This is a genomic window from Nocardia alni, from assembly GCF_019038435.1.
Classification (GTDB): Bacteria; Actinomycetota; Actinomycetes; order Mycobacteriales; family Mycobacteriaceae; genus Nocardia; species Nocardia alni.
This window is the reverse complement of record NZ_JAGPOX010000229.1, coordinates 1-10344: the sequence shown is the minus strand read 5'-3', so window position 1 is coordinate 10344 and position 10344 is coordinate 1. Positions and strand designations below refer to the sequence as shown.

11 protein-coding genes and 1 rRNA gene are annotated in these 10344 nt (G+C 66.6%); 4 read left to right on the top strand and 8 right to left on the bottom strand.

The features are described 5' to 3' along the window. The first annotated feature begins 76 nt into the window (after positions 1 to 76). Complete coding sequence (gene glgB, locus JZ791_RS42175; RefSeq protein WP_216903274.1) at positions 77 to 2251, top strand: 1,4-alpha-glucan branching protein GlgB; 2175 nt, start codon at positions 77 to 79, stop codon at positions 2249 to 2251. Positions 2252 to 2268: 17 nt separating this feature from the next. Continuing rightward, a complete protein-coding gene (locus JZ791_RS42170) occupies positions 2269 to 2676 on the top strand; it encodes a GvpU-like protein (RefSeq protein WP_216903265.1) in 408 nt (135 codons plus the stop codon). 320 nt (positions 2677 to 2996) lie between these two features. Here the strand turns inward: JZ791_RS42170 and JZ791_RS42165 are convergent, their stop codons facing one another. The 3 genes from JZ791_RS42165 to JZ791_RS42155 form a co-directional block, all read right to left on the bottom strand. Then, positions 2997 to 3848: a tetratricopeptide repeat protein gene (locus JZ791_RS42165; RefSeq protein WP_216903273.1), complete on the bottom strand. Its 852-nt coding sequence runs from the start codon at positions 3846 to 3848 to the stop codon at positions 2997 to 2999. A gap of 61 nt (positions 3849 to 3909) precedes the next feature. Further along, the gene (locus tag JZ791_RS42160; RefSeq protein WP_216903263.1) at positions 3910 to 4260 is read right to left on the bottom strand and encodes a DUF3817 domain-containing protein; all 351 of its coding nucleotides are present in this window, start codon (positions 4258 to 4260) and stop codon (positions 3910 to 3912) included. 231 nt (positions 4261 to 4491) lie between these two features. Then, positions 4492 to 5676, bottom strand: a complete 1185-nt coding sequence (locus tag JZ791_RS42155; RefSeq protein ID WP_216903261.1) for an acetyl-CoA C-acetyltransferase — start codon at positions 5674 to 5676, stop codon at positions 4492 to 4494. A 128-nt stretch (positions 5677 to 5804) separates the two neighbouring features. On the opposite strand from JZ791_RS42155, the gene mce reads away from it, so the two are divergent. Together mce and JZ791_RS42145 are read left to right on the top strand one after the other, a co-directional pair. Continuing rightward, positions 5805 to 6275 carry a methylmalonyl-CoA epimerase gene (mce, locus tag JZ791_RS42150; RefSeq protein ID WP_308163462.1) on the top strand — a complete coding sequence of 157 codons (471 nt, stop codon included), beginning with the start codon at positions 5805 to 5807 and terminating at the stop codon, positions 6273 to 6275. Positions 6276 to 6361: 86 nt separating this feature from the next. After that, on the top strand, positions 6362 to 7357 hold the full coding sequence (locus JZ791_RS42145; RefSeq protein WP_216903269.1) for a hypothetical protein: 996 nt from the start codon (positions 6362 to 6364) through the stop codon (positions 7355 to 7357). Between the two features lie 94 nt (positions 7358 to 7451). On the opposite strand, the gene JZ791_RS42140 is transcribed toward JZ791_RS42145, so the two are convergent. The 5 genes from JZ791_RS42140 to rrf form a co-directional block, all read right to left on the bottom strand. Beyond that, positions 7452 to 7754 (bottom strand): Rv1322 family protein, encoded by a 303-nt coding sequence (locus tag JZ791_RS42140; protein ID WP_216903259.1) that lies wholly within the window; start codon positions 7752 to 7754, stop codon positions 7452 to 7454. Positions 7755 to 7766: 12 nt separating this feature from the next. Then, positions 7767 to 8438, bottom strand: a complete 672-nt coding sequence (nucS, locus tag JZ791_RS42135; protein ID WP_216903257.1) for an endonuclease NucS — start codon at positions 8436 to 8438, stop codon at positions 7767 to 7769. A 62-nt stretch (positions 8439 to 8500) separates the two neighbouring features. After that, positions 8501 to 9229 carry a rhomboid-like protein gene (locus JZ791_RS42130; protein WP_216903255.1) on the bottom strand — a complete coding sequence of 243 codons (729 nt, stop codon included), beginning with the start codon at positions 9227 to 9229 and terminating at the stop codon, positions 8501 to 8503. A gap of 32 nt (positions 9230 to 9261) precedes the next feature. Continuing rightward, on the bottom strand, positions 9262 to 10002 hold the full coding sequence (locus JZ791_RS42125) for a rhomboid-like protein (RefSeq protein ID WP_254207297.1): 741 nt from the start codon (positions 10000 to 10002) through the stop codon (positions 9262 to 9264). 225 nt (positions 10003 to 10227) lie between these two features. Next, positions 10228 to 10344 (bottom strand): 5S ribosomal RNA (gene rrf, locus JZ791_RS42120).

Here is a 10344-nt window from a genome sequence, read left to right as displayed (position 1 = left end):
CTCCCGCCCGTTTCCGCCCCCGCCCGCGCGGAATTGGCCTACCGCAGGACATTCCAGTGAACGCGCGGTGCCGCTCATGAACCGGCGAGATCTCATGTTGCTGGCGGCCGGCACGCATCCCGATCCCCATTCGGTGCTCGGCGCGCATCCGCATCCGGACGGCACGGTCATCAGAGTTCTTCGGCCGCACGCGGATTCGGTCTCGGTGCGGATCGGCGACAAAGACTACCCGTTGCAGCACGGCGAGCACGGAATCTTCGAGGGCACTGTGCCCTTCGACGAGCTGTGGGATTACCGGCTGGTGGTGTTCTATCCGGGCGGGCAGACGATCCTGGTCGCCGACGGATACCGCTTCCTGCCCACCCTCGGCGAGCTGGACCTGCATCTGATCGGCGAGGGCAGGCACGAGCGGCTGTGGGAGGTGCTCGGCGCGCATCCGCGCCGGTACACCACCCTCGACGGCGAGGTGTCCGGCGCCTCGTTCGCCGTCTGGGCGCCCAGTGCGCGCGGGGTCACCGTGATCGGCGATTTCGACGGCTGGAGCGGAAACAGCGCACCCATGCGATGTTTGGGCACCTCGGGGGTGTGGGAGCTGTTCATCCCCGGGCTGGAAACAGGCGCGAAGTACAAGTACCGGGTGCACGGCCGGGACGGCCGCACGGTCGACCATGCCGACCCGCTCGCCTTCGCCGGCGAGAAGCCCCCGGCCACCGCCTCGGTGATCACCGAGAGCAAATACCAATGGCAGGACCAGGATTGGGTCCGCACGCGCGAGGAAACCGATCCGCTCCACTCACCGATGAGCATCTACGAGGTGCACCTGGGCTCTTGGCGCCTCGGCCTCGATTACCGTGAGGCGGGCGAACAGCTCGCGGAATATGTTCGCGCGCAGGGGTATACACATATCGAACTGCTGCCCATCGCGGAACACCCCTTCGGCGGGTCCTGGGGCTACCAGGTCAGTTCCTACTATGCCCCGACCGCGCGCTTCGGCGCGCCCGACGATTTCCGCGCCTTCGTCGACACCCTGCACAACGCCGGGATCGGCGTCCTGCTGGACTGGGTGCCCGCGCATTTCCCGCGCGACGAATGGGCCCTGGCCCGCTTCGACGGCGCCCCGCTGTACGAACATCCCGATCCGCGCCGGGGTGAGCAGTTGGACTGGGGCACCTACGTTTTCGACTTCGGCCGCAACGAGGTGCGCAACTTCCTGGTCGCGAACGCGCTCTTCTGGATCGAGGAGTTCCACATCGACGGCCTGCGCGTGGACGCGGTGGCTTCGATGCTGTACCTGGACTATTCGCGCCCCGCGGGCGGCTGGGAGCCCAATATCCACGGCGGCCGTGAGAATCTGGAGGCCGCGCAGTTCCTCCAGGAGATGAACGCGACAGTGCACAAGCGGCATCCGGGCGTGGTCACGGTCGCCGAGGAGTCCACCGCGTGGCCGGGCGTCACCCGCCCCACCGACGTCGGCGGCCTGGGCTTCACGATGAAGTGGAACATGGGCTGGATGCACGACACTCTCGGCTTCCTCGGCCGCGATCAGGTGCACCGCAGCTGGCATCACAACGAGATGACCTTCTCCGCGGTGTACGCGTGGAGCGAGAACTACGTCCTGCCGATCAGCCACGACGAGGTCGTGCACGGCAAGGGCACCCTGTGGACCCGTATGCCCGGCGACGACTACGCCCGCGCCTGCGGCGTGCGGGCCCTGCTCGCGTACATGTGGTCACATCCCGGCAAACAGTTGCTGTTCATGGGCCAGGACTTCGGGCAGTTCCGCGAGTGGTCCCACGACCGCGGCCTGGACTGGCAGGAATTGGACAATCCCCTGCACGCCGGCATAGCCCGCCTGGTCGCCGACCTCAACGCCGCCTACCGCGCGCATTCGGCCCTGTGGACCCAGGACACCTCCCCCGGCGGTTACGCCTGGATCGAGGCCGACGACCGCGACCGCAACGTGCTGGCCTTCCTGCGCTACGGCTCGAGTTCACCCACCCCGCAGGCTCATGGCTCCCCGATTGCCTGCGTCTACAACTTCTCCGGCTCCGAACACCGCGACTACCGCCTGGGCCTGCCCGCCCCCGGCCACTGGCGCGAAATCCTGAACACCGACGCGACCGCCTACAGCGGCAGCGGCATCGGCAACCTCGGCGGCGTCGACACCACGCCGACCTCCTGGCACGGCCGCCAGGACTCCGCCCTGATCACCCTGGCCCCCAACAGCGCCATCTGGCTCGCCCTGGAATAGCACGACAAGGAAACACTGTGACCGACGAACTCCCGGCCGCCGAATTACCGGAGCTTCCCCGCGCCGCCGACCGGTTCGGGGCGCCGGACCCGGGCCTTCAGCGCATGGCCACTCTGGCCAATACGATCGGGACCGGCCCGAACGTCACTCTGTTCCTGCCGGCGGGCGTGCTCTCGGGGACAGTCATCCCCGTCGAGCGGTTCTTCGAACTGCTGTCGGAATCCCAAAGCGGCAACGATGCCAGGATTCGCGACCTCCAAGTCCGCCGGCGTGCAGAGAAGGTCACGGAGATCTTGTTCACCGAGCCCGCGAAAGAACACACGGCTCGGCCGCAGAAGGACGCTGCGACACCCGACGACGCGGTGCGGTACATCCACCTGGAGAGGTGCTGCTGTCCGGCACAGGTGGTGTACCGATCAAGATGAGCCTGCCGGTGCGCGTACAGCTGTCACAGGTGTCGGCCTGGACACTCGGACTCATCGGCAACCGATAGCCACCGCCGACAGGTGCTCGACCAGCTGTCTCAGTCGAGCCGAGCGCCCGGCTCGGCACGACTGATACTGCTCGCGTCCGACCCCGGTAGCCCGGGTACAGAGCGGTGCCGGCTTGCGTCGGGCGGCGGGTGACGATCGGATCCGCGGCGGCGAACAGTACGAGCAATTCGACCAGGTAGTCAGCGCCTGCAGCGCTCGACCGCCTGCCTCAGCCGGCCGAGCGTCCGGCACGCCGGACATGCCTGGATAGCTCAGTACAGAGCGGTAGCCAGTTTGCGACGCGCGGCGGTGACGATCGGATCCGCGGTGTCGAACAGCTCGAAAAGTTCCACCAGGCGGGTGCGCACGCGGTTGCGGTCGTCGCCCGCGGTGCGCTTGACCAGGTCGATCAGGCGGGAGAAGGCCGCATCGGGGGTGCCGTTGAACAGCTCCATATCGGCGGCGGCGAAGGCCGCGTCGATATCGGCCGGGGCGGCGTCGGCGCGGGCGATCGCGTCGGCGGGCAGGCCCTGGGTGCGGGCGTAGAAGCGCACCTGGCGCAGGGCGGCCTTGGCGTCCTCGTTGGCGGGCTCGGCGGCCAGAATCGCCTCGTAGGCGGCGATGGCCCCGTCGGTGTCGCCGCGATCGAGCGCCTCCTCGGCGACGGTGAAACGGGGATCCTCGAGCTCGGGAGCCGCGGGGGCCTCCCCCTCGGCGCCTTCGGGCAGCTGACCGTTCACGGCCTCGACGACCGCCGCGAGCCACTGCCGCACCTGCGGCTCGGGCTGCGCGCCCTGGAAGTCGGCCAGCGGCTGTCCACCGGCCACCGCGATCACCGTGGGAATGCCCTGCACGCCGAACGCCTGCGCGATGCGCATGTTCGGCTCGGCCTCGACGGTCGCCAGATCCCAGTTACCGTCCGCCTCACCGAGCAGCCGCTCGAAGAGTTTGACCAGATCGACACTGCCCGGGCTGCGCTGTGAAAACAGCACCACGACCACCGGTATCTGCATCGATCGGCGCAGTACACGCTCCTCGAATGTTGTCTCGGTGACCGCGTGATCACTCGGAACATCCGTGGCCGCAGGCTGTTTCAGGCTGGACAGATCCACCGCGCCGGACATGGCGGCGGCAGCGGCGGGCGAGGGACGACGTGCAGCAGGTCGAGTCACGACTTCCAGTTTGTCACGAACCGACGGGCGCGGTCGCAGGGGTGGCACTCAGTTCACCCAGCTGCCCGCTCCGGATCGCCCACCGCTCGAACCAGACCGAGCAGAACGGAATCACGGTGGACAGCAGACCCAGCCCGATGGTCTTGCCCGGCCACTCGAACTCCCGCCACGCCATCAGCAGGCTGAACGCGAACGCCAGGAAGATGATGCCGTGCACCATGCCGAACACCATGAGCGGCCACCCCACCGACGGGGTGACCCCATGCTTGAAGTACATGCCGATGAACAGCAGCACCCACCCGAAAACCTCGAGGATGCCGAACAACCGCACCCGCTTGGCCAACGTGCTCACGTCAAAGATCACAGTCCCGCCTCTCAGTTCCGCCTCTCCGTGCCTAAGGCCAGACTCGTGCGCCAAACCGGTAGCGTTGGCGGCCGGCGGTAGCGAAGGTGGCTGGGTCAGCCCGTCCCCGGCAAGTTACCCGGCCCGCACGAAATCAGTTGTCACGTTGATAGGCACGTAGATGTTTCCGCCCCCATTGTGCACACCCACTACGACAGCTCGTAGTGGGTGTGCCGCAAACCACAGTGAAACTTATTTCACCTTCACGATGAGCGCGTCGCCCTGACCGCCGCCGCCGCACAGGGCCGCCGCGCCGATGCCCCCGCCGCGGCGCTTCAGCTCCAGGGCCAGGTGCAGCAGGATGCGGGCGCCCGACATGCCGAGGGGGTGGCCGAGGGCGATGGCGCCGCCGTTGACGTTCACCTTGGCGGGGTCCAGGCCGAGTGTGCGGGTGGAGGCGATGCCGACGGCGGCGAAGGCCTCGTTGATCTCCACCAGGTCCAGATCGGTAGGCGAGATGCCCTCGCGCGCACAGGCTTTGGCGATCGCGTTGGCGGGCTGCTCCTGCAGCGTGGAGCGCGGGCCCGCGACAACTCCGGCGGCGCCGATCTCGGCGATCCAGCTCAGCCCCAGCTTTTCGGCCCGCTCCTTGCTCATCACCACGACCGCGGCCGCACCGTCGGAGATCTGCGAGGCGGACCCTGCGGTGATGGTGCCGTCCGGGCGGAACGCGGGGCGCAGCTTGCCCAGCGACTCGACGGTGGTGTCACCGCGGATGCCCTCGTCGGCACTCACCATGATCGGATCACCCTTGCGCTGCGGCACCGCCACCGGCACGACCTCGTCGTCGAACAGGCCGTTCTTCCACGCGGCGGCGGCCCGCTGATGCGAGGCGGCGGCGAAGGCGTCCTGATCCTCGCGGGTGATCCGGTCGACGTCGTTGCGCTGCTCGGTGAGCAGGCCCATCGCCTGATCGGTGAAGATGTCGTACAGGCCGTCGTAGGCCATATGGTCGCGCAGGGTCACATCGCCGTACTTGAACCCCTCGCGGCTCTTCTCGAGCATGTGCGGCGCCTGCGTCATCGACTCCTGCCCGCCGGCGACCACGATCTCGTACTCACCGATCCGGATCAGCTGGTCGGCCAGGGCGATCGCGTTGATGCCGGACAGGCACACCTTGTTCAGTGTGAGCGCGGGCACATCCATCGGAATACCCCCGGCCACCGCGGCCTGCCGCGCCGGGATCTGCCCCGCGCCTGCCGTCAGCACCTGGCCCATGATCACGTAGTCGACGAGTCCGGGGGCGACGCCGCCCTTCTCCAGAGCCGCCTTGATGGCGAATCCGCCCAGGTCGGAACCGCTGAACCCGGCCAGCCCGCCGAGCAGCCGACCGACCGGGGTACGCGCGCCGGAGACGATGACGGAAGTCGTGGTCACCTTGAGCCCTCGCTATCTTCGAGTCCATGCAGCAGCCGCGGCTCGCACCGCTGCCCTGCGAAGTCTGTACTCCACGGTAACCCGGGCGTCTGGACAGCACCACGGTGGTCCGCGCTACCGTTCGAAAGGTGAGCGCACCCGAAAAGACCGAATTCATTCCCGCCGACTATGTGATCGCCGTGGACCACGTGGGCATCGCCGTTCCCGACCTCGATGCGGCCGTGGCCTGGTACTCCGAAAACCTCGGTATGATCGAAACCCACCGCGAGATCAACGAGGGCCAGGGCGTCCACGAAGCGATGCTGTCGCTGCCCGCTGCCGATGACAGCGCGACTGCTCTGCAGTTGCTGGCGCCGATCACCGACGAGTCCACGATCGCCAAGTTCATTGATCGCAATGGCCCCGGTCTCCAGCAACTGGCTTATCGCGTGACCGATATCGATGCCGTGGCAACCAACCTGCGAGCCAGGGGCATACGCTTGCTGTACGAGGCTCCGCGACCGGGCACTGCCGGGTCGCGAATCAATTTCGTGCACCCGAAGGATGCTGGAGGTGTGCTGATAGAGCTGGTCGAGCCGAACGCGAATCCTACTCACTAGTACCGCAATCCGACCGCGAAAACTTGTCGTAACGACATTCGCGGTCGGGTCAACATGGAACCGGTGCAAGCGGTAGTTTGTGGGGCATGTCGTCCACTGAAGCCGCCGATCGCAATCGCTTCGTTGCGTTGCCCTTTACCGTGGTCCGGAAGGGGTATGACCGCGATGAAGTTCGCAATTACTTCGATCGATTCGATGCCGAACTGAGGGTCACCGCAACCGACCGCGACGCCGCCGCTGCCCAGGCCCGTAATTTGGCCGCGCAGCTCGAGGATGCGCGCGACGAAATCGACGAACTCCGCAAGGAAGTCGATCGTCTGTCGGTCCCACCCACCACCGCGGAGGGCATGAGCGATCGCATCTCGCGCATGCTGCGCCTGGCCTCCGACGAGGCCTCCGAGGTCCGCGCTCAGGCCCAGGCCGAGGCTGCCGAGATGGTCTCCATCGCCGAGCAGCAGGCCACCGAGATGCGCGGCAAGTACGAGTCGCTGCTGTCCGAGACCAAGGAAAAGCGCGAAGCGCTCGAGGTCGAGTTCGAGCAGACCCTCGCCAATGCGCGCACCGAATCCGCCAAGATCGTCGAGGCCGCCACGGCCGAGGCCGATCGTCTCACCAAGGAGGCCGAGGCCAAGCGTAAGGCCGCGCAGCAGGACTTCGAGGTCAACATGGCCGACCGGCGCACCAAGCTCACGCGCGCCATGGAAGAGCTCGAGGCCTCCAGCCGCTCCGATGCCGCCCAGCGCATCAAGGAAGCGACCGACGAGTCCAACCGTCTGGTCAGCAACGCCACCCAGCAGGCCGATCGCAAGATCGCGCACGCCAAGGAGCTCGCCGAGGAGATGCGCGTGCTGCGCGGTCGAGTCCTCGCTCAGCTCTTGGGAATTCGCGGCCAGCTCGATTCCGTGCCGGCCATGCTCGCCGCGGTCAACCGCGAGAGCGAACTGCTCGACGGCGCCCCCGAACCGCGTTCGCTGTCCAGCAAGCAGTCCGGTCCCGGACGCCAGAAGGCCATCCCCGAGATGCGTACCGATGAGGACGAGTACATCGAGGAAGAGCGCGAGAGCGCAGACCTCGCGCGCTAGCAGTACTGGTCCCGCCCGGACGACAACCCATATCCCCGAAGGCCGCTCCCATCCAGGAGCGGCCTTCCTTATGTGTACACGCGCACAGCGCAATTCACGACCAGCGGCGGGTGATGGTCCTGGTATGGCGACCACGCCAGCAGCCGGTATGCCAGTGCCGGCGGTCGTCCTCGCCGCCGTCGACCGCCCACGCCACGATATGCGCTGTGCCAGGCGGGATTTCGTGATCGCATCCGGGGCAGCGATAGGTTTTCACCGCACGCGAGCCCGGAACCGTCCGCACCACATAGTCTTCCGCGCCGCCCGGGCCCGATTCGGTGCGCCCGAAGACGTCACCGATCGGGCGCGACTCTCTGGTGAATCGCGCCTGCTTACGGTTCGGCTTGCGGCGGGGCATGACGATTCAAGCCTAGAACAGCCGGAATTCGTCGCTCTCCGTACCGCGCAGGGCATTGTAATCCAGTGTGAGACACCGGATGCCGCGGTCGGTGGCCAGGGTGCGCGCCTGTGGCTTGATCTGCTGGGCGGCGAATACGCCCGCGACCGGCGCGAGCAACGGATCCCGATTGAGCAATTCCAGGTACCGGGTGAGCTGTTCCACGCCGTCGATCTCACCGCGGCGCTTGATCTCCACCGCGACCGTCGAGCCGCCGGCGTCACGGCACAGGATGTCGACCGGCCCGATCGCGGTCATGTACTCGCGACGAACCAATGTGTAACCGGCGCCGAGGGTTTCGATATGTTCGGCCAGCAGCGCCTGCAGATGCGCCTCGACGCCGTCCTTGACCAGCCCCGGATCCACGCCCAGTTCGTGCGACGAGTCGTGCTCGATCTCCTCGACGGTGATGCGCAGTTCCTCACCGGCCTTGTTGCTCACCACCCACAGCTTCGAAGACTCCGCATCGCGCTCCTGCAGCCAACACGGCGGGCTCATCCAGTTGAGCGGCTTGTACGAGCCGCCGTCCGAATGCACCAGCACCGAGCCGTCCGCCTTCATCAGTAACAGGCGTCGAGCCATCGGGAGATGAGCAGTGAGCCGACCCACGTAGTCGACCTGACAACGAGCAATCACGAGGCGCACCCCAGCACTCTAGTGCCTGCCCAACCCGGCGGGTCCGCAGGCTCCGCCGACTCGTGCCTGCGTCAGTCCATGAGGAAGGAGATCGCCAGGCCTGCCGCGGCGAGCAGCGCGAGCATATCCGCCCAGTTCATCCGATGCTCGGACCGAACGCCGCGGCGAATCATCAGTACGCCGATGGACAGGCCGATACAACAGGCCAGAAAGTGGCCGCAGCTGGTGAAGTCCCGGTCGGTCCAGACATCCTGGGCCGCCATGGCAGCCCAGACGGCGGCCCAGGGGATCCGCTGACGCTTGGGCACGATCACGATGAGTGAGCCGACCAGTGCCATCCCGCCATAGCTGACGCCCACGTCCTCGGCGATACGGGTCGTCTCGGGAACCCAATGCCGCGCCATGCCCACCCACAGACCGACCGCGACCAGCAGGGTCGCGCCGACGTGACCGGCCAGGAACGTCCAGGCCGTACGCAACGAGCCGAAACGCAGCTCCAGCAGGGCCAGGACGCAGGCCATCAGCGGCACGGCGGTCATCGCCAAACTCGTATCGCCGACGACGAACGCGCTGGACAGCAGCGTGCTCAACCGGCCGTGCAGCAGATTGTCGAGGTTGGTACTGGTCTCGGCGATGATCCGGCCCTGCACGGGCGGCTGGGCCCGCGCCCACAGGACAGTCACGACGACCAGCGCGAGTATGTACCCGACAGTCACCGGCAGCCAATGCCTCCGCCGCAGCACACCGATGGCCGAGGACACCTCGGCCTGTGCCCGTTCGGCCGTCAACGTTCCGACCATGAGCACCTCTTAACGGTGATCCAGCTCTCGTCTCAGCCGACGAGAATCGTGTAGCCCAAGAGAATCGCGGTAACCAGCAGAACCATCTCGAATCGCATCAGCCGACTCGGCATCAGGGACTTGCCCCGGCGGATCAGCCAGCATCCCATCAGCAGGCCGATGGACACCGAGATCAGATGCCCCACGTTGGTGAAGGTATGCCCCATCGCCACGCCGGCGACGGCCACGGCGATCCAGGTGATCGCCCACGTAGGCCGCCACCGCTCGGGCATCAGCACCAGGAAGGCGCCGATCAGCGCCATCGCACCGTAACTGATGCCGACGTCCTCGGCATGGGTGATGGACAGCGGCATCCAATGCTCCGAGACCGCGATCCACAGGCCCGAGGCGACCAGCAGGGTCGCGCCGAGGTGCCCGGCCAGGAAGATTCGAATCGACCGGCCCGAGCCGAACTTGAGCTCGGCCAACGCCAGCAGGCAGATCAGCAGTGGGATGACGATCAGGGAGGTGTCGGTATCACCGATCAGGAACGCGCTGGAGAACAGCGTCGTGATGTGGCCGCGCATCAGGTTGTGCAGGTTGGTGCTGAAATGCATGATGACGCGGGCCTGTGTCGAGTCGCCCAGGACTGCTAGTACGACCGTCACCATGATCAGCAGGCCGCCGTAGCCATAGGTAGCCGGTAGGAACAGCCGACGCCAGCCAGACCGGGCCACGACACCGGGTTCGACCGGTGTCTGCTTACTGGGGGCGGCCATCACCACCATGCGCATCCCTTCCTCGTGGCGCCGACAGCAACTTCGACGACGTACTTCCATCATCCAGATCCGGGCTGGATGGTGGCTACCCGTCTCTTGTGAAGGTGCTGTGAACCCACCGACGAATGAAAAAATTCCCGGCTAGTTAACCCCAGCTGGAACAAGACCGCAACCGGAAGCAAGAAGTCCTGAAACGCGGGAAGGCCCCCAGCATCAGCTGGGGGCCTTCCTGAAAGGATGTTCCGGCGGTGTCCTACTCTCCCACACCCTGGCGAGTGCAGTACCATCGGCGCTGGTGGCCTTAGCTTCCGGGTTCGGAATGGGACCGGGCGTTTCCCCACCGCTATAGCCGCCGTA